At 72.7% G+C, this 22,145-nt stretch carries 17 protein-coding genes; 12 read left to right on the top strand and 5 right to left on the bottom strand.

Translation table 11 applies throughout. From position 1 onward, the window contains the following. Nucleotides 1-8: 8 nt before the first annotated feature. A complete protein-coding gene (locus DFJ66_RS40205) occupies nucleotides 9-695 on the bottom strand; it encodes a TetR/AcrR family transcriptional regulator (protein ID WP_211351478.1) in 687 nt (228 codons plus the stop codon). Between the two features lie 89 nt (nucleotides 696-784). On the opposite strand from DFJ66_RS40205, the gene DFJ66_RS40210 reads away from it, so the two are divergent. Continuing rightward, nucleotides 785-1,213 carry a type II toxin-antitoxin system Rv0910 family toxin gene (locus DFJ66_RS40210; RefSeq protein ID WP_121229795.1) on the top strand — a complete coding sequence of 143 codons (429 nt, stop codon included), beginning with the start codon at nucleotides 785-787 and terminating at the stop codon, nucleotides 1,211-1,213. A gap of 51 nt (nucleotides 1,214-1,264) precedes the next feature. Here DFJ66_RS40210 and DFJ66_RS40215 read toward each other — a convergent pair whose 3' ends face one another. Beyond that, a complete protein-coding gene (locus tag DFJ66_RS40215) occupies nucleotides 1,265-2,674 on the bottom strand; it encodes an arabinofuranosidase catalytic domain-containing protein (RefSeq protein WP_121229797.1) in 1,410 nt (469 codons plus the stop codon). 294 nt (nucleotides 2,675-2,968) lie between these two features. Between DFJ66_RS40215 and DFJ66_RS40220 the strand changes: the two genes are divergently transcribed. Genes DFJ66_RS40220 through DFJ66_RS40245 form a run of 6 tightly spaced genes read left to right on the top strand, consistent with a single transcriptional unit; the run spans nucleotide 2,969 to nucleotide 9,406 of the window. After that, complete coding sequence (locus tag DFJ66_RS40220; protein WP_121229799.1) at nucleotides 2,969-4,099, top strand: VOC family protein; 1,131 nt, start codon at nucleotides 2,969-2,971, stop codon at nucleotides 4,097-4,099. Nucleotides 4,100-4,115: 16 nt separating this feature from the next. Continuing rightward, nucleotides 4,116-5,045 carry a fumarylacetoacetate hydrolase family protein gene (locus tag DFJ66_RS40225; protein ID WP_121229801.1) on the top strand — a complete coding sequence of 310 codons (930 nt, stop codon included), beginning with the start codon at nucleotides 4,116-4,118 and terminating at the stop codon, nucleotides 5,043-5,045. Beyond that, a complete protein-coding gene (locus DFJ66_RS40230; protein ID WP_121229803.1) occupies nucleotides 5,042-6,898 on the top strand; it encodes an acyl-CoA synthetase in 1,857 nt (618 codons plus the stop codon). The genes DFJ66_RS40225 and DFJ66_RS40230 overlap by 4 nt, the downstream gene beginning before the upstream one ends. Beyond that, nucleotides 6,895-7,236, top strand: a complete 342-nt coding sequence (locus DFJ66_RS40235; protein WP_121229805.1) for a DoxX family protein — start codon at nucleotides 6,895-6,897, stop codon at nucleotides 7,234-7,236. Before DFJ66_RS40230 ends, DFJ66_RS40235 begins: the two co-directional genes overlap by 4 nt. Further along, nucleotides 7,233-8,735 (top strand): bifunctional 3-(3-hydroxy-phenyl)propionate/3-hydroxycinnamic acid hydroxylase MhpA, encoded by a 1,503-nt coding sequence (gene mhpA / locus DFJ66_RS40240; RefSeq protein WP_121229807.1) that lies wholly within the window; start codon nucleotides 7,233-7,235, stop codon nucleotides 8,733-8,735. Before DFJ66_RS40235 ends, mhpA begins: the two co-directional genes overlap by 4 nt. A 17-nt stretch (nucleotides 8,736-8,752) precedes the next feature. Further along, nucleotides 8,753-9,406: a TetR/AcrR family transcriptional regulator gene (locus DFJ66_RS40245; RefSeq protein WP_121229809.1), complete on the top strand. Its 654-nt coding sequence runs from the start codon at nucleotides 8,753-8,755 to the stop codon at nucleotides 9,404-9,406. Nucleotides 9,407-9,506: 100 nt separating this feature from the next. On the opposite strand, the gene DFJ66_RS40250 is transcribed toward DFJ66_RS40245, so the two are convergent. Then, the gene (locus tag DFJ66_RS40250) at nucleotides 9,507-10,160 is read right to left on the bottom strand and encodes a TetR/AcrR family transcriptional regulator (RefSeq protein WP_121229811.1); all 654 of its coding nucleotides are present in this window, start codon (nucleotides 10,158-10,160) and stop codon (nucleotides 9,507-9,509) included. A 96-nt stretch (nucleotides 10,161-10,256) separates the two neighbouring features. Here DFJ66_RS40250 and DFJ66_RS40255 point away from each other — a divergent pair, with 96 nt between their 5' ends. From DFJ66_RS40255 to DFJ66_RS40270, 4 genes are all read left to right on the top strand, one after another. Beyond that, nucleotides 10,257-12,917: an MMPL family transporter gene (locus DFJ66_RS40255; protein ID WP_121229813.1), complete on the top strand. Its 2,661-nt coding sequence runs from the start codon at nucleotides 10,257-10,259 to the stop codon at nucleotides 12,915-12,917. After that, nucleotides 12,917-14,953 carry a YhgE/Pip family protein gene (locus DFJ66_RS40260; RefSeq protein ID WP_121229815.1) on the top strand — a complete coding sequence of 679 codons (2,037 nt, stop codon included), beginning with the start codon at nucleotides 12,917-12,919 and terminating at the stop codon, nucleotides 14,951-14,953. Before DFJ66_RS40255 ends, DFJ66_RS40260 begins: the two co-directional genes overlap by 1 nt. 169 nt (nucleotides 14,954-15,122) lie before the next feature. After that, nucleotides 15,123-16,661 (top strand): glycoside hydrolase family 43 protein, encoded by a 1,539-nt coding sequence (locus DFJ66_RS40265; RefSeq protein WP_121229817.1) that lies wholly within the window; start codon nucleotides 15,123-15,125, stop codon nucleotides 16,659-16,661. Nucleotides 16,662-16,680: 19 nt separating this feature from the next. Beyond that, entirely contained in the window at nucleotides 16,681-18,420 is a 1,740-nt protein-coding gene (locus DFJ66_RS40270; protein WP_211351479.1) for a cellulase family glycosylhydrolase, read from the top strand. Nucleotides 18,421-18,469: 49 nt separating this feature from the next. Here DFJ66_RS40270 and DFJ66_RS40275 read toward each other — a convergent pair whose 3' ends face one another. After that, nucleotides 18,470-20,473: a ricin-type beta-trefoil lectin domain protein gene (locus DFJ66_RS40275; RefSeq protein WP_170200021.1), complete on the bottom strand. Its 2,004-nt coding sequence runs from the start codon at nucleotides 20,471-20,473 to the stop codon at nucleotides 18,470-18,472. A gap of 587 nt (nucleotides 20,474-21,060) precedes the next feature. Between DFJ66_RS40275 and DFJ66_RS44775 the strand changes: the two genes are divergently transcribed. Continuing rightward, complete coding sequence (locus DFJ66_RS44775; RefSeq protein WP_246030118.1) at nucleotides 21,061-21,285, top strand: LuxR C-terminal-related transcriptional regulator; 225 nt, start codon at nucleotides 21,061-21,063, stop codon at nucleotides 21,283-21,285. 17 nt (nucleotides 21,286-21,302) lie between these two features. On the opposite strand, the gene DFJ66_RS40285 is transcribed toward DFJ66_RS44775, so the two are convergent. Then, nucleotides 21,303-22,067 (bottom strand): FadR/GntR family transcriptional regulator, encoded by a 765-nt coding sequence (locus DFJ66_RS40285; RefSeq protein WP_246030119.1) that lies wholly within the window; start codon nucleotides 22,065-22,067, stop codon nucleotides 21,303-21,305. Nucleotides 22,068-22,145: the final 78 nt, after the last annotated feature.

A 22,145-nucleotide genomic window follows, 5' to 3' on the forward strand; every position in this document is an offset into this window, starting at 1 on the left:
TGGTGCGGTCAGTCGCCGGTCCGGGCCGCCTCCAGGCCGGTGATGATCAGCCGCAGCCCGAACGCGAACTCGTCCTCCAGGGGCACCGGGAGCGCGTCGGCGACCGCGAGTGTGGCGGGGAAGCGGTCCGGGTCCAGGCGGTGCAGGTGGGCGGACACGTCGGCGTCCTCGCGGCGCTGGGCAGCGGTGTCCTGGCCCAGTTGCATCGCGAAGCCGAGGACGTGCCGGGCCAGGGTCGTGTAGGCCCGTGCCGCCAGGGTGGGGGAGAACCCGGCGGCGAGCAGGAGGGCCAGGGCGCGCTCGCGGTGCAGCAGGGCGTTGGGGCCGACCGGGACGTGCTCGCCGATCAGCGGGGCCGCGTTGCGGTGCTTGCGCAGCACCTCGAACATCGCGGTGGCCAGTGCGCCGCACGCGTCCTGCCAGGTCGCCGCCTTGGCCGGGTCGACGTCGATCTCGCCGAAGATGCGGTCGACCACCTGGGCGAGCAGGTCGGCGCGGCTGTCGAAGTGGCGGTACAGCGTCGCCGTGCTCGACTCCAGGCGTTGGGCCAGGGCGCGCAGGGACAGCGCGTCGGCGCCTTCTTCGTCCAGGATCGCCAGCGCCGCCGCGACGATCTGCTCGCGGGGCATCGCGGGGCGGCCGGGGGCGCGTCGGCCGGTCGAGGTCGCGCCGCGGCTGTTCGGGGATGGTGGCACGGGGTCAAGTATGTCCGGGCTTGACCGTGCTCGACAATATCGGCTACAACGTAGCCATAAATAGACCGTGAAGTCGCAGAGGAGAAGTCATGCGCACCGTCGAGGCGCACGCCGCACTCACCGCCGGCCCGGACCGCGTCTGGGAGTGCCTCGCCGACCCCAGCCGGTGGAACGAGTGGCTGACGCTCCACAAGTCGTGGAAGGGCGAACCGCCCGCAGCGGTCGAGGGACGGGGCGCCACCGCCACCGCGACCGCCATGAACATGCCCATCACCATCGACTGGACCTTCGAAGAGGTGGACGCACCGCACACGCTGGGCATGAGCGGCACCACCCGCGCGGGCGTCAAGCTCCGCCTGACCATCCTGCTCGCCGCCCGGGGTGCGGGCACGCAGGTCGACGTCGACGCCACCGTGGACGGCGGGATGATCGACGGCCCGATGGGCGCGGTGTTCAAGAAGTCCCTCACCAGCGCCCTGGACAAGTCGCTGAAGAAGCTCGGCGACCTCACCCGCTGAGCGGGTGCCGAACCGGGACGGGAGCGGCGTTCCCCGTCCCGGCGGTGGCTGCTACCCGAGGGTCCATTTCTGGTTGGGGGCGCCGGTGCAGGTCCAGAGTTGGACCTTGGTGCCGTTGGCGGTGCCCGCGCCCGACACGTCGAGGCAGAGCCCGGACTGGACGCCGGTGATGGTGCCGTCGGCGTTGAACCGCCATTGCTGGTTGGTCTGGTTGTTGCAGGTCCAGATGACCACGGCGGTGCCGTTGCCGGCGCCTTGGCCGTAGGCGTCGGCGCAGCGCAGGTTGCTGCCGCTGTAGACGGTCAGGGCACCGGTGTTGGTCCGCGTCCAGGTCTGGTTCGACCCGCCGTGGCAGTCCCAGATCTGCAACTGGGTCCCGGCGGTCGTGGTGGCGCCGTTGACGTCCAGGCACTTGCCCGCACCGACCGCACGCACCGCGCCGGTGGGTGCGGCGGGTCCGGGCGTGTAGGCGGCGGCGGTGATGTTGGCCTGCACGGCGTCCTCGGTGGCGTTGGACGGGTAGCCGGAGGTCATCACGCCCTCGTAGAACGTGCCGGCCGCGCCGTTGCTGTTGTCGCCGCCGATGCCCAGCAGGATCGCGCCTTCCTTCTGCATCGGGTGGTAGCCGTTGGGGCGCGGCCCGTCGAAGGTGGTCGACAGCGCGCCGGACTGGGCGTTGCCGCTGCGGATGGCCCAGTGGTTCGGCTCGCCCTTGACGATCGCCGTGACGAACCGGTGGTTGATCGTCGGGTTCTTGTTGTAGCGGGGGTTCACGCCGGAGAACAGGCCCCACTCGAGGTCGGCCATCACCCACGGGCCGGGACCGTCGCCGTAGCCCCACCAGTTGTTGGAGCCGAAGTAGACGGTTTCCATGATGCCCTGCCGGTCGGCTTGGCCATCGGTCTGGGCGTTGCCGTAGTCGAAGCAGCAGCCGCCGTTGTAGTGGGTGCCGTCGACGACGGCGTAGATGCCCTCCGGCTGGTCGCCGGTCGCGATGCCGTTGGTCCGGTTGTTGCGGTAGCCCGTGCCGGGGGCGATGTAGACGCCGTAGGCCTTCTGCCCGCTGATCGTCACGGGCGCGGCGGTGGCGACCGCGAGGTTGTCGTAGCCGCCCGGGCCCGGACCGGGGATCGCGCCGGGAGGTGCCTGGGTGAGGTGGTTCCCGCGACCGGACTGGTCGTAGATCACGGTGATCAGGCACGTCGTACCGGCACAGAACGAATCCTGCGTGGCGGCGTTCGCGACGCCCCCGGCGCTCAGTACGCCGACATCGCGCGTGGTGCTGTCCGACGAACGCCGGACCTGGTACAGCGGGCCGTTGTACGCGCTGTACAACGCTCTCGTCGTGCTGTGCGCCGCCACACACGGCGTGCCACCGGCCGCATAGAGGTCACACGGCCGCTGAGTCGCACCCTGCGCCGGAACGGCGAACGGAACCACGGCGAGCGCGAGCCCGCTCATGAGTGCCACGGCTAACCGTGTGATCGCCTGGACTTTCACGACCCCTCCTGTTGTCCACTGAGGACTGAACGTGGGCAGCCGTTGTGTGTCGCGCGACTCGGCCGAGACGACTTTGCGCGGGGGTCTCGGCGACTGTCAACGCCGGCCGGCGGGGGTGGCGAGTTCCGGCCAACTTCGCCGGCCGGCCGCCGAGCCGGAGCAGCATCACCTCAGTGCTGAGGATTTCATCAGAAACTCCTTGACTGATGACGTCACCGTAACTGATGATGTCATCAGAAACGGAGGGAGCGCCCTGTGACCGATCACGACCCGCACACCGGGCTGCACAGTGAGCACGGCGGGCTCGCCGGGGAGCACCCGGGGCGGGCGCGGAACCCGGTGGTCAAGGTGCACGGCCTGGCCTGGTTGGAGTTCGCCAAGCCCGACCTGGAGCGCGCGGAGGTGTTCGCGGCCGCGTTCGGGTTCACCACCGTGCTGCGCACCGAGCGGGAACTGCACCTGCGGGGGACCGACCCGGGCTCACCGTGCGTGATCGTGCGCAAGGGGTCGCGGTCGACGTTCCTGGGTCCGGCGTTCCGGGCGGCCGACCCGCGCGACGTCCTGCGGCTGGCCGACGCCACCGGTCACGAGGTCGCGAAGCTGCCGGAGACGCTGGGCGGGATCACGGTCGACCTGGCCGACCCCGGCGGCCTGCGCGTGCGGGTCGTCGCCGACACCCACGAGCTGCCCGCGTTGCCGCCGCAGACCCCGCACACGTTCAACTTCGGCCACGACACCGCGCGCACCAACGCCACCCAGCGCCCGCCCCGCGAGCCCGCGCGGGTGCAGCGCCTGGGGCACGTCGTGCTCCAGACGACCAGGTACCGCCGGGTGCTGGACTGGTACCTGGAGCACCTGGGCCTGATCGTCAGCGACTTCCTCTACCACCCGGGCCGGCGCGAGCGCGGCCCGGTGATGAGCTTCATCCGCTGCGACCGGGGCTCGACCCCGACCGACCACCACACCCTGGCCCTGACGCTCGGCCCGGTGGACCGGTACGTGCACTCCGCCTACCAGGTCGCCGACCTGGACGCCCTGGCCGCGGGCGGGGAGTACCTGCGCGACCGCGGCTACCACCGGTCGTGGGGCATCGGCCGGCACATCCAGGGCAGCCAGCTCTTCGACTACTGGCGCGACCCGGACGGGTTCCTGGTCGAGCACTTCAGCGACGGCGACCTGTTCGACTGCACCCTCGAACCGGGCTGGGCCCCGATGACCGCCTCCGGCCTCGCCCAGTGGGGACCGCCGGCCACCGCCGACTTCCTCGGCGTCAAGCCGGGCCGGGAGTCGCTGCGCGAACTGCGCGCACTGCTGCCCGCGCTGCGCGAGGACAACGAATTCGACCTGGGCCGCCTGCTGGGCCTGCTGAAGGTCGCCCGCTCGTGAACCACAGGGAGAACCGTTGAGCACCTCGATCCTGCGCACCGCCGACGCCTGGTACGTCGCCACGGCCGACGGTGCCGCGAAGATCGCCACCGCCGCCACGACCACCGCCGAGCTGCTGGCCGACCGGCAGGCGATCGCGGCGGCCGTCGAGACCACGGACCGCGTCGAGGACCTTGCGCTGGTCTCGCCCGTCACCGCGCCCTGCCGGGTGGTCGCGCAGATGACCAACTTCGCCTCGCACGTGACCGACGCGGGGATGGACCCGAAGACCGTGCCGTTGACGTTCTTCCGCAAGACGTCCGGGTCGATCAGCGGACCAACGGACGACATCGTCAAACCGCCGCACGTCACCCTGCTGGACTACGAGGTCGAGATCGGGCTGGTCATCGGCCGCCCCATGCCGGTGGGCACCGAGGTCGACCACCCGCACGAGTACGTGGCGGGCCTGGTCGTGACCAACGACGTGTCCGCCCGGGACGTCCAGCTGCCCCAGACCCAGTTCTACGAGGCCAAGTCCTACCCGACCTTCACCCCGGTCGGCCCCGCGCTGGTGCTGCTCGACGCCGACGACTTCGCGCGGTTCGGCGACCTGCGGCTCACGCTGTCGGTCAACGGCGAGCCGCGCCAGGACTCGGTCGTCGCCACGGACATGGTCTACCGGCCGCTGGCCGCGCTGCGGGCGCTGACCAGGTTCCAGCGGCTCGACCCCGGTGACCTGGTGCTGACCGGGACCCCGGCGGGCACCGCGTTGTCCGCCCCGCCCAAGGCCGTGGAGAAGGTCGCCGCGCTGCTGCCCACGGCGGTGAAGTGGAAGTTGTTCTTCAAGGGGCAGGCCAAGAACCCGAAGTACCTGGCCGACGGCGACGTCGTCCGGGCCCGCGTCGCCACCGACGACGGCGCGATCGACCTCGGCACCCAGCGCACGACGGTGAGGTACGCGCGATGACCGACGACCTGCTGTGGCCGCCCTGCACCGGCTCCGCCGACCTGGCCGCGATCGAGGCCGTGCCGCTGGAGGACCGGGGCCTGCCCGAGTCGACCTACGCGTTGGTCGAGCGAGCGGCCGAGCTCTGGCCGGAGCGCCCGGCGATCAGCGTGCTGCCCGAGGCCGCCCGCCGGCACGAGGCCGTCGACCGGACCTTCGCCGAGCTGCTGGCCGACGTCCACCGCTACGCGAACCTGTTGCACGACCTGGGTGTCCGGCGCGGTGACGCGGTGGCGTTGATGTCGCCCAACTGCGCCGACCTGGTGCCGGCGACCCTGGCCGCGCAGCTGGCCGGGATCGCCGCACCGCTCAACGGCAACCTGTCCCACGGGCACCTGGCCGACCTGTTCCGCCTGTCCGGCGCCCGCGTCCTGATCACCGCCGGGCCGGACCTGGCCCCGGCGACCTGGGAACGGGCGCGGGCGCTGGCGGGCGGGCTCGACGCGATCCTGGTGCTGCGCCCGACCGGCGCGGCCGGCTCCCCGCTGCCCGCCGTGGACGGTGTGCGCGTCGGCTACCTCGACGACCTGGCCGCCGACCACGACTCGCGCGCTTTCGCCGGCGCGCCGCCGCGGTCGTCGGACCTGGCCGCGCTGTTCCACACCGGCGGCACCACGGGTGCGCCGAAGCTGGCCGCGCACACGCACGCCAACGAGGTGGCCGACGCCTGGATGATCGCCGCGGACCCGCTGTTCGACGCCGACTCGTCCGTCTTCGCGGCGCTGCCGCTGTTCCACGTCAACGCGCTGGTGGTCACCCTGCTGGCACCGCTGTTCAAGGGGCAGCGGACGGTGTGGGCCGGGCCGCTGGGCTACCGCGAACCCGCGCTGTACGGGCAGTTCTGGCAGATCGTCGCGCACTACCGGATCGCCGTGATGAGCGCGGTGCCCACCGTGTACGCGGTGCTCGCGCAGTGCCCGGTCGACGCCGACATCAGCAGCCTGCGCTTCGCCCTGGTCGGCGCGTCCCCGCTGCCGGTCGCGGTGCGGGAGGGCTTCCAGGCCCACACCGGCGTCACCCTGGTCGAGGGCTACGGGCTGACCGAGGCCACGTGCGCGAGCGTGCGCGGGTTCCCCGACAGCCCGCGACCGGGCGCGGTCGGCCGGCGCATGCCCTACCAGCGGGTGAAGGTCGTCCACCCGGACACCCGGGAGGAGCTGCCGCCCGGCGCGACCGGTGTGCTGGCCATCAGCGGTCCCGCGGTGTTCCCCGGCTACGTCGTCGCCCGCGACGAGCGCGGGCACGTCCTGGACGGGCTGGGCAAGCTGGTCGACGGCTGGCTGGACACCGGCGACCTGGCCCGCGTGGACGCGGACGGGTTCGTGACCCTGGCCGGCCGCGCCAAGGACCTGATCATCCGCGGTGGCCACAACATCGACCCCGCCGTCGTCGAGGACGCCCTCCTGGCGCACCCCGACGTGACGGCCGCCTGCGCGGTCGGCAGCCCGGACGAGCACGCCGGAGAGGTCCCGGTCGCCTACGTCGTCCTCACCCCCGGGGCGACCGCGACCGAGGCGGACCTCCTGGCCTGGGCCGCCGACCGCGTGCCCGAGCGGGCCGCCGCGCCGAAGGCCGTCACGGTGCTCGACGCGCTGCCCGTCACCGACGTGGGCAAGCCCTACAAGCTCCCGCTGCGCGCCGACGCCGCCCGCCGCGCGATCGGGGCGGTGCTGACCGGGGTCGAGGTGGACGCGGTGGTCGAGGACGGTTCCGTCGTCGTGGCGGTCACCGTTCCGTCCGATGTGGACGCATCGGCGGTGGAGGACGTGCTGGCCCGCTACGCCATCGCTCACCGAGTGGAGGTCCGACCGTGATCGTGTTGTTCGTGCTGACGGCGGCGCTGTTCGCCCTGCTCGGGGTGGCCAAACTGCTGGCGCTGCCGCGGATGCGCGCGCTGGCCGACCACGCCGGGTTCTCCGTCGCCGCGTACCGCGGCATCGGCGCGTTGGAGGTGGCGGGCGCCGCCGGGCTGCTCCTCGGACTCGCCGTGCCCCTGCTGGGGTTCGCGGCGGGCGTGGGTCTGCTGCTCCTGCTCGCGGGCGCGGTGATCACGCACGTCCGCAACCGGGACGGGTTCCGCGCGATGGCGCCCGCCGTGGTGTGCGCGGCGCTCGTGGCCGGCTGTCTGGCGATGTTGGGCACGTCGTCGTGACCGCGCGGGTGGTGGTGGTCGGCGCGGGGCCGACCGGGTTGACCGCCGCGATCCTGCTCGCCCGGCACGGGGTGGAGTGCGTGGTCCTGGAGCGGTGGGAGTCGGTGTACCCGCAGCCCCGCGCGGTGCACCTGGACGACGAGGTCTACCGCGTCCTCGGCCGCCTCGGGCTGGCCGACGCGTTCGCCGCCGTCTCCTGGCCCTGCCACGGGCTGCGGCTGCTGGACCCGGACCTGCGCGTGCTGGCCGAGTTCCGGCGCGCCCCCGGCGCCGGTCGCCACGGCTACCCGCAGGCGACCATGTTCGACCAGCCCGAGCTGGAACGGCTGCTCCGCGCCGCCCTGGCCGCCACCCCCGGCGCCACCCTGCGCGGGAACACCGAGGTCACCGGCATCACCCAGGAGGAGGGCGGGGTGCGGGTGGAGGTGACCGACCGCGTCACCGGCGCACGCGACACCCTCCACGCGGACTACGTGCTCGGCTGCGACGGCGCGAACAGCCTCACCAGGACCGCCATCGGCGCGCGCATGACCGACCTGCGGTTCGACCAGCGCTGGCTCGTCGTCGACATCGCCACCACCGCCGACCTCGACCAGTGGGAAGGCGTGCACCAGGTCTGCGACCCCGGCCGCGCCGCCACCTACATGCGCATCGGCAAGACCCGCCACCGCTGGGAGTTCCGGCTCCTGGCGGGGGAGAGCGGCGAGGACTTCCGCGACCTGGGCCGGCTGCACCCGCTGATCGCGCCGTGGACCGGGGACGTCCCGGTCGACGAGCTGGAGGTCGTCCGCGTCGCCGAGTACACCTTCCGCGCGCAGGTCGCCGACCGCTGGCGGGACCGGCGGGTGTTCCTGCTCGGCGACGCCGCCCACCTCACCCCGCCGTTCATCGGCCAGGGCATGGGCGCCGGGCTGCGCGACGCCGCCAACCTGGCCTGGAAGCTCGCCGGCGTCCTGGACGGGACCCTGCCCGAGGGCGTGCTCGACACCTACGAGGCCGAACGCGAGCCGCACGCCCGCGCGATGATCCGGCTGGCCAAGCTGGTCGGCACGGCCATGACCGCGGGCGGCCGGTTCGGCGACCTGGTCCGCCGGGTCGTCGCACCGCGCCTCCCCGTCGTGGCCCGGCACGTGCTCGACAGCGAGACACCCCCGCTGCGCCGGTCGGACCTGGTCGTGCGGCCTCGGCTGCGCCGGTCCCTCGCCGGACGGCTGTGCCCCAACGCCGTCCTGGACGACGGTCGCCGCTTCGACGAGGTGGCCGCCGGGCGCTTCGCCGTGGTCACCTCGGCCACCCCGTCGACGGCCGAACGAACCGCGGTCGAGGCGGCCGGCGCGGTCCTCGTCACCGTCCCGGTCACCGGCGAGTGGGGGCGCTGGCTCCGGTCGGGCCGTGCCGGCGCCGCCGTCGTCCGTCCGGACGGGACGGTCCTGAGCACGAGCGGCAGCCTCGCCCGAGCGCGCGAGACCCTGCCGTTGAGCGGATCATCAGTCTTGTGATGCAGTACCGTTGAACCATGCCGGCACCACGATCCGACAGCGCCGAACCCGCCACCCGCACGGAGCGGCGCAAGGCCCTCACCCGCCGCAAGCTGATCGACGCGGCGCGGCGGATCCTGGCCGGCGACACGCACTCCACGGCGAGCATCCAGGACATCACCGACGCCGCGGACGTCGGCTTCGGCTCGTTCTACAACCACTTCTCCAGCAAGGCGGAACTGTTCGAGACCGCCGTGTCGGAGGTGCTGGAGGAACTCGGGCAGCTGCTGGACGAGTTGAGCACGACCGTCGACGACCCGGCCGTCGCCTTCGCCCAGTCGCTCCGGCTGGCCACCCGCCACGGCATCTCCCTCCCGGAAACCGCCCAGGTGCTCGTGCGGCACGGCATGGCCTACATCGACGCCGACGCCGGTCTGGCCCCGCGCGCCCTGCGGGACATCGAGGCCGGTGTCGCGTCCGGCCGGTTCTTGGTCCGCGACACCCGCTTGGCGCTCGCGACCACCGCCGGCGCGCTGCTGGCCGTGCTGCACCTGTCCCTGACCCACCCCGACGCCGTCACCGACGCGACCTGCGACGAGGCGGCCGAGCAGCTGCTGCGCATGCTCGGCGTCCCGCCCGAGGAGGCGCACGAGATCGCGACGGCACCGCTGCCCGCCCTCGACCAGGGCTGAGCGCCACGGCGTCACGCCCGCCTGGACGGCGCTGGAGGGTGGCGATGCCGCGCCATGGCGTCCCGCCGGCCTGAGCGGTGCCGGAGGTGGCGATGCCGCGTCACGGCGTGTCCTTCGCGGTGGTCAGGGCCGCGAACAGCCGGGGCAGCACGTCGGTCAGGTAGCTGTCGTCGGGTTCCTGGTCCAGCAGTGAGCGTTCGAGCACCGTCTCGTAGAGCGCGATGATCGTGACGACGGCGTTGCGCGGCTCGACCGCCGGCCGCATGCCCAACCGGTCGAGCATGCGCAGCAGGATCGCCGCCAGGGCGTCGTGGAAGTCGCGCTCGGCGGCGGCGGTCGGGCCGCGCAACTCCGGCCGGCGCAGCGCCTGGGCCCGGAACTCGACGTTGAGCAGGTACCAGGTCTCGTCGGCGGTCAGGGATTCCGCGAACAGCCGGCCGGCCTCCCGGAGCACCCTGGTGGTCGCGCCCTCCTCGGCCGGGTCGACGCCGGCGAGGGCGTGGTCCACGGCCGCGCCCAGCCGTTCGGCGCGCTCGTGCATCCGCACCCGGTAGACGGCGAGGAACAGTTCCTCCTTGCTGGCGAAGTTGGAGTAGAACGCGCCCCGGGTGAACCCGGCCCGGTCGCAGATCAGCTCGACGGGGGCGTCCCGGATGCCGGTCTCGACGAAGACGTCGTAGGCCGCCTCGACCAGTCGCCGCCTGGTCTCGGCCCGTCTCCGGGTCATCTCGCGCTCGCCACGATCGGTGGTCATCACACCCGCCCCAGGTCTTCGTGTGTCACGATGCACAGTGCATCGGATACGTCGTGTATTAGGATACACGGTGCATCCACCCTGATGGGAGCCCTGATGTCCTCGTTCCTCTACCGACTGGGCCGCGCCGCCGCCCGTGCCCGCGTGCTGGTCGTCGCGCTGTGGCTGGTCGTCCTGGCCGCCGCCGGGGCCGGGGCGCTGCTGCTCAACCAGGGCACCGACGACGCCTTCGCCATCCCGGGCTCCGAGTCGCAGGACGCGCTGGACCACCTCGGCCGGGTGTTCCCCGAGGTCAGCGGGACCTCCGCGCAACTCGTGGTGGTCGTGCCGGAGGGGCGTCGGGTGGACACCCCCGAGATCCGCACCGCCGTCGCCGGCGCGGTCGAGCGGATCGGGAAGGTCGAGCAGGTCGCGGCGGTGGTCGACCCGTTCGGCGAGGACGTCTCGGGCGCGGTGTCCGGGGACGGGCGGGCCGCGCTGATCGCCGTGCCGCTCGAGGTGCAGCTCGCCGACGTCACCCCGGCGACGAAGGACGACCTGACCGCCATCGCCCACGACCTCGCCCAGGCCACCGACGCGCGGGTCCTCACCGGCGGGGACGCCTTCTCCAACCGGGTGCCCAAGCTCAGCCCCACCGAGGGCGTCGGCCTGGCCATCGCCCTGCTGGTGCTGGTGCTGATGTTCCGCTCGCTCGTCGCGGCAGTGATGCCGCTGGTCACCGCGGTCCTCGGGGTGGGGGTCGCGATGGGGTTGATCTTCCTGGCCACGCTCGCCACCCCGGTCTCGTCCACCGCGCCGATGCTGGCGGTGATGCTCGGGCTGGCCGTGGGCATCGACTACGCGTTGTTCCTGCTGTCCCGGCACCGCGATCAGCTCGCCGAGGGCCTCGACGTGGAGGAGTCCATCGCCCGCGCCACCGCCACGGCCGGGTCGGCGGTGATCTTCGCCGGGCTCACCGTCGTGATCGCCCTGCTCGGGCTGTCGGTGGCGGGCATCCCGTTCCTGACCACGATGGGCGTGGCCGCGGCGGTCGCGGTCGCGTTGGCCGTCGCCATCGCCGTCACGCTCGTGCCCGCGCTGATGTCCTTCGCCGGGAAGCGGCTGCGGCCGCGCGTGCCCCAGCGCCGCAAGCGTCCACGGCCGCAGGTGGCCCGGTGGTGGGTGCGCACCGCGACCAGGGCCCCGCTGGTGACGGTGCTGCTGGTGGTCGTGGGCCTGGCGGTGTGCGCGGTGCCGGCGCTGGACCTGCGGCTGGCGTTGCCCGACAACGGGACCGAGGAGGAGGGCAGCCCCGCCCGCGACACCTACGACGTCGTCGCCGAGCACTTCGGCCCCGGCTACAACGGCCCGCTCATCGTCACCGCCGACATCATCACCAGCACCGACCCCGTGGGTCTGGTGAACAAGATCGCCGAGGACGTCCGCGGCCTGCCGGGTGTGGCCTCCGTACCCCTGGCCACCCCGAACCCCAAGGGCGACACCGGGATCATCCAGGTGATCCCCACCACCGCGCCCGACTCGCCGCAGACCGACGACCTCGTGGAGCGGCTGCGCGACCGCGAACAGCACTACCTGGACGCCTTCGGCACGCGGACCGCCGTCACCGGCATCACCGCCGTGGGCATCGACGTGTCCGCGCAACTGGGCAGCGCCCTGCTCCCGTTCGGCATCCTCGTGGTCGGGCTGTCGCTGGTGCTGCTGGCGATGGTGTTCCGGTCGATCTGGGTGCCGGTCAAGGCCACCGCCGGGTACCTGCTGTCGGTCGGCGCGGCGTTCGGCGCCACCTCGTTCGTGTTCGGGCAGGGGCACTTCGCCGACCTGCTGCACGTCACCCACACCGGCAGCGTGATCAGCTTCCTGCCGATCATCCTCATGGGTGTCCTGTTCGGACTGGCGATGGACTACGAGGTGTTCCTGGTCTCCCGCATCCGCGAGGACTACGTCCACCACGGCGACCCGCACCACGCCATCGAGACCGGCTTCATCTCCGCGTCCCGGGTCGTGGTCGCGGCGGCGGTGATCATGTTCGCGGTGTTCGCCGCGTTCGTGCCCGAAGGCAGCGCCACCATCAAACCGATCGCGTTCAGCCTCGCCGTGGGGGTGTTCGTGGACGCGTTCATCGTGCGCATGACGTTGGTGCCGGCCGTGCTCGCCCTGCTCGGTCACCGGGCGTGGGGCCTGCCGCCCCAGCTCGACCGCGCGCTGCCGGTGTTCGACGCCGAAGGCGACGCGCTCGTCCACGAGCTGCGGCTGGCCGACTGGCCGGGTGTGGACGAGGCCGTCAGCGCCCGCGGCCTGACCCTGGACGACGACCGGGGACACCCCGTCTTCCGGGACGTCGACCTGCACCTGCCCCACGGCGAAGTGCTCGTCCTGCACGGCCCCGGCTCGACCGCGCTGCTGTACACCCTCGCGGGACGGGTCACCCGGCACCGGGGCGACCTGAAGGTGCTGGGCCACGTGCTGCCCCAGCACGCGCACGCCCTGCGCCGCGAGGTCGCCGTCATCCCGTGCCGCGACAACGCCGACCCGGCCCGGGAGGTCGCCGCCGCCCTGGCGGACGGCGTCGGCCTGGTGCTCCTGGACGACCTCGACCTCGTCCTGCGCACCGACGCCCGCGACGCGCTGCGCGGCCTGCTCGCCTCGGGCCGCGCGTCGTTCGCGGTGACCTGCCAGGACCCCGCCCGGGTCGCCGACCTGCTGCCCGCCACCGCCCGGCCGCACGCCCCGCGGCCCCAGTTCGCCGAGGTCTCCTGATGCTCAAGCCGTTCGCCGACTCCGCCCGCGCCCTCGCGGCCGGCCCGCTGACCTGGAAGACCTGGACCGGCCTGATCCTCGTGCCGGTCGTGGTGATGGGCCTGCTCGCCTGGGCGTTCGCCTCACCCGAGGACGACCACGGCACCGCCACCGCCGCCGTCGTGAACCTGGACGAACCCGTCACCGTCAACGGGCAGCTCGTCCCGCTGGGCCGCGAACTCGCCGGGAAGCTCACCCACAGCGCCGACTCGCCCTACAAGTGGGTGCTCACCGACTCCGCCGACGCGGCGGACGGCCTCGCCGGCGGCCAGTACGCCGCCGTGGTCACCATCCCGAAGGACTTCTCCGCCCGCGCCACCTCCACGGGCACCGCGAAACCGCTCGACACCACCAAGGCCGTGCTCACCGTCCAGACCACCGCCGGCGCCGGCGTCCTGGACCCCGCACTGTCCGAAGAGGTCTCCCGCACCACCCAGCAGGCCCTCGACCAGCAGGTGGTCGAGACCTACCTGGACAACGTCTACATCGCCTTCACCACCATCCACGACCAGCTCGGCAAGGCCGCGGACGGCGCACGCCAACTCGCCGACGGCACCGGCCGGCTCGTCCCCGGCGCTGGTCAGGTCGCGGACGGCTCGGCCCAGCTCAGCGCCGCCGCGACCCAACTCGCCGAGGGCGCGAACCAGCTCGCGTCCGGCACCGCCCAACTGGCCACCGGCTCCTCCCAACTCGCCGGCGGCCTCACCCAAGCCGAACGCGACACCGCCCAACTCCCCGCCCTGACCAGGCAACTCGCCGATGGGGCCGAACAGGTCGCCCAGGGCGACGAACAACTCGCCGCCACCGTCGTGCCGCTCGCCAACCGGATCATCGCCGCCGTCGACGCCCTGCCCGCCGCCGTCGACGCCGCCGCCGAGTTCCGCCGCCTGGCCGACCAGTGCACCGGCACCCCCGAGTTCTGCGCGGAGCTGTCCTCGGCCGCCGACCGGTTCGCCGCCGACGCCGGCCGCATCGACGCCGCCAAGGCCACCGTCCGCGACGCCGCCGTCCAGGCCCGCGACTCCGTGCAGGCCCTGGCCGCCGGGGCCCGCCAGGTCGCCAACGGCAACGCCGCGCTCGCCGACCGCTCGGGCGCCCTGGCCGCCGGCATCGCCGACGCCGCCGCCGGAGCCCGGCAACTCGACACCGGCGTCCAGCAGGCCAACACCGGCGCACAACAACTCGCGTCCGGCTCCGCGGAGCTGGCCTCGGGTGCCGCAGAACTCGCGGGTGGCGCGGCCCAGTTGCGCGACGGCGTGGTGAAGGTCGACGAGGGCGCGCAGCAACTGGCCACCCAGCTCGCCCAGGGCCGCGACCAGGTGCCGACCTACACCGACGCCGAACGCGCCCACCTCAAGACCGTCGCCGCCGACCCGACCACCGCCACCGTCGACACCACCCCGATCGGCACGCTCGGCGTCCCCCTGTTCGCCGCCCTGGCGCTGTGGGCGCTCGCCCTGGCCACCTACCTGGTCACCCAGGCCGTCCCCGGCGCCGTGCTGACCGCCCGCGCACCGACCTGGCGCATCATCGCCCGCGCCGCCGTCCCCGGGGTGACCGCCGCCGCCCTCGCCGCGCTGGCCATCACCGCCGTCGCCGTGCCCGTGCTGCACCTCGGCGTCGCCGGCACGCTCGGCTTCCTCGCGGTCGCCCTGCTCGCCGCGTGCACGTTCGTCGCGCTCAACCAGGCCGCGACCGCCATCCTCGGCCGCACCGGACGACTCGCGTCGCTGGCCGTGCTCGTCCTGGCCGCCGCCACCGGCATCGTCTCCACGCTGCCCGGCCCCCTGCACGCGCTGGCCGGCTACCTGCCCACCCACGGCGCGGTGATCGCCCTGCGCGCCACCGCGACCGGCGGCCCCGGCCTGGCCGGCGGCGTGGCCGAACTGTGCGCGTGGCTGCTCATCGGCGGACTCGCCAGCGTCCTGGTCACCGACCGCCGCCGCTACCTGTCCCCCCGCCGCCTGCGGTCCGAGCACCTCGCCCTCGCTGGCTGACGGGGGCGCTCGCGGCAGGCGGTGGTGTCGAAGCGCTTAGACGCATGGCGCGCACCAGGATCCTCGGGCCCCTCGACGTTTCGGCGGTTGACAAGCGGTGGAGCTCATTGAAGGCTGGTGAAGCGCTTCGACAGCTTCGGGCGCAGGTGCTTCCCCGAAAGGAACCGAGGTGGCCAACCCCCGTCCGACGTCCGGTGCCGTCGTCAACCCCGTCGTCCCCGGGTTCCACCCCGATCCGAGCGTCTGCCGGGTCGGCGAGGACTACTACCTCGTCTGCTCCAGCTTCGAGTACTTCCCGGGCGTGCCGATCTTCCACAGCCGGGACCTGGTGCACTGGCGGCAGATCGGCAACGTGCTGGACCGCCCGAGCCAACTCGTCCTACCGCTGGACTCGCCGTCCTCCGCCGGCATCTACGCCCCGACGCTGCGCTACCACGACGGCCTGTTCCACCTGATCGTCACCAACGTCAGCGGCTACGGGAACCTGCTGGTCACCGCGACCGACCCGGCCGGCCCGTGGTCGGAGCCGATCCGGCTGCCCGGCGTGCCCGACATCGACCCCGACCTCGCCTGGGACTCCGCCGGCGTGTGCTGGTGCACCTGCGCCGGCGTGCGGCAGGTCCGGTTCGACCCGACGACCGGCGAGGCCATCGGCGAACCCCGGCACCTCTGGGCGGGCACGCCCGGGTCGCGGTACCCGGAGGCGCCGCACCTGTACCGCATCGGCGAGCACTGGTACCTGCTCATCGCCGAGGGCGGCACCGAGCGCGGGCACGCGGTGTCGATCGCCCGCGGTCCCGCGCCGACCGGTCCGTTCGAACCGTGCCCGGCCAACCCGATCCTCACCCACCGCGGGGTCGACCACCCGGTGCAGAACACCGGCCACGCCGACCTGGTGCAGGCCCCGGACGGATCGTGGTGGATGGTGCTGCTGGGCGTGCGACCGGGCGGCGGCACCCCGGGCTGGCACGTGCTCGGCCGGGAGGTGTTCCTCGCGCCGGTCACCTGGGCGGACGGCTGGCCGGTGGTCGGCTCCCCGGACCTGGCGCTGCCCGCGCCCGGCTGGCCGCTGCACCCGGTGCCGCCCGCGCCGACGCGCGACGACTTCGACGACGAGCGCCTCCAGCCGTGCTGGGTGTCGCTGCGCGACCGGCCCGCCGAGCTGTGCACCACCGGCGAACGGCCCGGCTGGCTGACCCTGCGCGCCCGCGGCGGCTCGATGGACGCCCGCGACGCGGTGTTCGTCGGCCGCCGCCAGCAGCACCACCGCTGCCGGGCCGCCACCCTGGTCGACCCCGCCGAGGGCTCGGGTGGCCTCGTGGTCCGCCTGGACGAGCGCCACCACTACGAGGTCGAGGTCGGCGACGGCCAGGTGCGGGTGGTGGCGCGGATGAGCACCGTGCGCACGGTCGTGGCCTCCCGGCCGGCGCCACCCGGACCGGTGGTGCTGCGCGTGGAGATCACCACGCCGCCGCCCGTGGACCCGGGCAGCGGCCCGGACGTCGTCACGCTCGGCGTCGAGGAACCCGACGGCACCTTCACCGCCCTGGCGGCACTCGACGGCCGGTACCTGTCCACCGAGGTCGCCGGCGGCTTCACCGGTCGGGTCATCGGCGTGTACGCGGCCACCGGCACCGTCCACTTCGACTGGTTCGACTACGAGCCGCTCGACCCCGCCGACGCCCCGCCGCACGCGGAAAACCGATGAGGACCACGAAGGGATGACCATGACCGGAGCACACCGGGCCGGGAGGACCCACCGGCTGTGGATGGCGCTGGGACTGGCGCTGATCACCGCCGCGGGTCTGGCCGTCGCCCCCGCGACAGCCGACCCGGCACCGTCAGCCGACCCCGCGGCGTCGGCGGTGCCCGGCACCGCGCAGGGCGTGGTGGCGGCGATGCAGCCGAGCTGGAACCTGGGCAACTCGCTCGACGCCATCCCGAACGAGACCGCCTGGGGCAACCCGCCCGCCACCAAGGCGTTGTTCGACGCGGTGCGCGCGAAGGGCTTCCGCAGCGTCCGCATCCCGGTGACGTGGAGCAACGCCCAGTCCGCCACCGCCCCCTACACCATCGACCCGGCCTACCTGGGGCGCGTCAAGGAAGTCGTGGACGCGGCGTTGTCCGCCGGGCACTACGTCCTGCTGAACGTGCACCACGACTCGTGGCAGTGGATCTCGAAGATGGCCGACGACCACGACGCCGTCCGCGCCCGCTTCGACGCCACCTGGCGCCAGATCGCCACGGCCTTCCGCGACTCCCCGCGCCGCCTGCTGTTCGAGAGCGTCAACGAACCGTTCTTCGACAACGCCACCGACGCCCAGAAGACGCAGTACATGGACGAGCTGAACACGTCCTTCCACACCCTGGTCCGCGCGTCCGGCGGCGGCAACGCCACCCGCGTGCTCGTGCTGCCCACGTTGGGCACCACCCCAGCCCAGAACCTCATGGAAGACCTCGTCAGCACGATCACCGAGCTGCACGACCCGAACCTCGCCGCGACCGTCCACTACTACGGTTTCTGGCCGTTCAGCGTGAACATCGCGGGCTTCACCCGGTTCGAGGAGACCAGCCGCAAGGACCTCGTCGACGCCTTCACGCGGATGCGGGACATCTTCGTGGCCAAGGGCATCCCGGTCTACCTCGGCGAGTACGGCCTGCTGTCCTACCCGGACTACACCAAGCCCGCGGCCCCGGTCGAGCGCGGCGAGATGTGGAAGTACTTCGAACTCCTCGGCCACCAGGCCCGGATCAGCGGGGTCACCACCGCCCTGTGGGACGCCGGCTCCTTCATCAACCGCAACACCCTCCAGTGGCGCGAGCAGGGCCTGGTGGACCTGATCCGGGCGAGCTGGCGGACCCGGTCCGGCACCGCGTCCTCCGACCAGGTGTTCGTCCCGAAGTCCGCCCCCATCACCGACCACACCCTCACCCTCGAACGCAACGGCACCACGTTCCGGGGCCTGTGGCACGGTGACACCAAGCTGACCGCCGGCCGCGACTACACCGTCTCCGGTGACGCGCTCACGCTCACCAAGACCGCACTGACCAGGCTGGTGGGCGACCGCGCGTACGGGGTCAACGCCTCGCTCCAGGCCCGGTTCTCCGCCGGCGCGCCGTGGCCGATCGACGTGATCACCCACGACCTGCCGGTGCAGTCCGACGCGACCGGCACCACCGAGGCGTTCGCCATCCCCACGCAGTTCCGCGGTGACGTGCTGGCCACCATGCAGGCCCGGTACGCGGACGGCAGCAACGCGGGCACCGCGACTTGGACCCCGTACCAGGAGTTCCACCAGACCTTCTACCCGCGGTACGCCGACGGAACGCTGGTGCTGACCCCGGCCTTCCTCAACGCCCTCACCGACGGGGCCCCGGTGACGCTCACCTTCGACTTCTGGAGCGGCGCCGCCGTCACCTACCGCGTGACCCGGACCGGCACCACCGTCACGGGCACGGTCTCCTGAACACCACCCCGGCCACGGTTCCCGGCGGAACCGTGGCCGGGGCTCGGGTTCAGCGCAGCTGCCACTTCTGGTTGGCGCCGCCCGTGCAGGTCCACAGCACGAGCTTCGTGCCGTTCACCGTGCCGCCGCCGTAGGCGTCGAGGCACAGGCCGGACTGGACACCGGTGATCGTGCCGTCCGCGTTGACGTTCCACTGCTGGTTCGTGCCGCCGTGGCAGTCCCAGATCACGGCCGCCGTGCCGGGGCTGGTGCCGGCACCGTAGGCGTCGAGGCACTTGTTGCCGTACACCACCAGTTGCTTGCCCGACTGGGTCCACCGCTGGTTGCTGCCGCCGTGGCAGTCCCACAGGTGCACTGCGGCGCCGTTGGCCGTGCTGACGCCCTCGACGTCGACGCACCTGCCCGACTGGACGCCGACGATGCTGCCCTGCGGGGTGCCGCCGCCGGGTCGTTGGAACAGGCCGAATTCCGCGATCGCCGGGGTGGCCCGGGACCCGGTGACGCGCAGCCGAACTCGGCTCGTGGTGACCGGCGCGGACAGCCGGGTCAGCTTCTTCTGCCCGATCGTCGTGTCGGTGACGATCTGGGTCCACGCGGTGCCGTTCCAGGCGTCCACGGCGTAGGACTTCACGCGCTGGCCGAGGTTCAGGTCCTCCTGCACGGACACCACGTCGAAGGTCTTCGCCGCGGGCAGGGTGAACACCAGTCCGCCGGTCGTGGCGGTGGGCTGCCACGAGGTGTCGAGGTTGCCGTCCAGCGCCAGGGTCGGGGTGCGCCCGTCGAGGTTGCTCGTCCCGCTGTCGTTGGACACGGTCGCGCCGGCGGCGAGGTTCGTGCCGAAGGTGCCGGTGAGCCGGGCGTTGAACTGGTTGAGCACCGACACCGCCGACTGGTCCAGCACGCCTTGGCGGTTCGGCGAGACGTTGAGCAGGGAGTTGCAGTTGCGGCCCACCGACCCGTAGTACATGTCCTCCAGCTCCGGCACGCCCCGCCACACCTCGTTGGGCTGCCAGAACCAGTTGTGGCGCGCGGAGAGCGTGCCGTTGCACTCGCCGGGGGACCACTTCAGGTAGTTCCACGCGCTGGTCCCGTCCGCCTTGCGCTGCGACAGCAGGGCATCGCTGCCCAGGTCGGCGGCGCCGTTGCCGCCGGGCGGGTTGACGATGTTGTCCGCGGCGATCGCGGCGTTGCCGGCGTAGGGCACGACGTTCCACTCGGACTGGCGGGCGTAGCCGTTCTCGTTGCCGATCCACCGGATGTCCGGGCCGCCGTCGTTCTCCATCGCCGCGCCGGGCTGGAGGGTGCGGACGATCCTGATCCAGTCGAGGAAGTTGTAGGGCTGGTAGCGGCCGGTGGGGTTGGCCATGTCCCACCACACCTCGTCGATGGTGCCGTAGCGGGACATCACCTCGTAGAGGGTGTTCTCGAAGTAGGCGTTGTAGTCGTCGGCGTTGACGGTGAAGGTCACGCCGTTGACGACGTCGGCGGGGTTGCTCGGGATGGTGACCTGCCGCTGGGGGCTGCCGTTGGCGAACTTCCCGCCGCTGAGGTTCTCGTGCAGGTCGGCGGGGGAGAGGTAGACGCCGACCTTGAGCCCGTACTTGTGCATGGAGTCGGCGAAGTTGCGCATCACGTCGCCGTTGCCGTTCTGCCAGGCCAGGTCCGAGGCGACGTCGAAGGTGGTGTACCGCGAGGGGAACAGCACGAACCCGTCGTGGTGCTTCGCGGTGAGGATGCCGCCCTTGAACCCGGCCTCCTTCAGCGAGGCGGCCCACTGGTCGGTGTTCAGGCCGGTGGGCTGGAAGACGTTCGGGTCCTCGGTGCCGGTGCCCCACTCGCGGCCGGTGAAGGTGTTGACGCCGAAGTGGATGAACGCCATCCGCTCCAGCCGCTGCCAGGCCAACTGCCGCGGCGAGGGCACGACGTTCGCGGCGTTGGCGATGATGGTGGCGGGCGAGTCGTTGGGCGCGACGGGCACGACCTGGGCCGGTGCCGCGGCGGCGGCGGTGCCCGCGGGCAGGGTGGCGACGACGGCACCCAGCACGGACAGCACTGCCAGCGCTCGTCTGACCGGGGCACGCCGTATCCGCGTGGGACGGCGCCGTAGTAAGGACTGCATGTCAGGGAGATCCTTTCGCGTCACCGCTCCGGAGGCGTCCACAGAGGACAGCTGTGGCGACTCGTGGCGAGGCAGGGGACCGCAGAGGGATGAGTAAGACTCTTCGCACCTGCATGTGTAGGGCTGCGACGGTCGCGGAGATGGCGATCGGCGAACGCGCGTGGGACACCGGAACCCCCATCGTCATTGACGGCGAGCACAGTCCTGCGGCAGCGATGTGAACGCTAACACAGCCTGAGTACCTGCCTCAATAGCATGTTTCGGGCACGTGCGAGCCCGGTCGGGCGCGTCCTGTCGCCGGCCGCGTCGACAGTGCCGAGGTGATCGCGGCACCTCAAATGAGACTGAGTCATGTTGAGGGGTCGGGCGTGCGTGCTCGCGCAAGCTTGCGCCGATACCTCTTGACGCGCACCGCTTCTGCCCGCTGTCATGGTGTACGACGGTCCGACGATGAGTCGTACCCATCGTGCCACCTTGGCTGGGGAGCCGAGTCCCGAGGGGATGGTCCCGTGGACGCAACCATGTCGCGCGCACACCGCAGCCGGGCCGCCGGCAGCACACCGCCGGCCGACGTGCGAGAACTCCTGCGGCTGTTGGGGACCGGCGCGCTCGACGAGACCATCGCCCGCGAACTGGGGCTCAGCGTCCGCACCCTGCACCGGCGCATCACCCGCCTGCAACGGGTGCTGGGCGTGCGGTCGCGGTTCCAGATGGGCGTGGTGGCGGCCGAGCGCGGGTGGGCGTGAGCGTCGAGCCCCGGGCGTCAGCCGAACACGCGGCGCTGGATCTCGCCGCGGTAGTCCTCCAGCGTGTTGTCGATGTGGACGTCGACGGCCCGCGCGGCGGCGTCCGGGTCGCCGTCCCGGATCGCGGCGTGGATCGCGGCGTGCTCCTCGACGGCCCCCGCCGCGTGGCCGCCCACGGTGCCGTGCAGCCCGGTCACCCGGGACTGGCGTTGCAGGCGGCGGGCCTCGCGCACCGCCTCGACCAGGAAGAGGTTGTGCGAGGCGGCGGCGACGGCCAGGTGGAAGTCGTTGTCGCCGCGGTCGAACACGTCGCCGTCCCCGGTCAGGTACCCCTGCCGGCACACTTCGACGGCCGCCTCCATGACCCGCAGCTCGACCGGGGTCGCGCGGGTCGCGGCGAGCCGGGCGGCGGCGATCTCCTGCGCCCGGCGGAACTCGAAGAGCATGTAGACGTGGTCGAGGTTGGTCGGCAGGAAGAACCCGCCCAGCCGCAGCGAACCCAGCATCCCGTCGTCGTCGGCGACGTAGAGGCCGCGGCCCTTGTGCGCGCGGACCCGCCCGATCGCGGAGAGGATCTTGACCGCCTCGCGCACGACCGTGCGGCTCGTGCCCAGCCGCGCGGCCAGGTCGTTCTCGGTCGGCATGCGGTCGCCGGGGCGCAACCCGGACTCGACCACGAACTCCAGGATCTGCTCGGCCACCAACTCGTACCGGGGCCGGTACGCGGGTGATCGCTCGGTCGTCGGCACGCCGACCGCCGGCGGCACCGACGTCCCGTCCACAGCTGGCCTCCTCGTCCGCCGCGGGAGTCCCAGGCGCCCGCGGGACCGCCAGCATATCGCCCGACGGGCACCGCTCCC

The organism is Saccharothrix variisporea, from assembly GCF_003634995.1.
Taxonomy (GTDB): Bacteria; Actinomycetota; Actinomycetes; order Mycobacteriales; family Pseudonocardiaceae; genus Actinosynnema; species Actinosynnema variisporeum.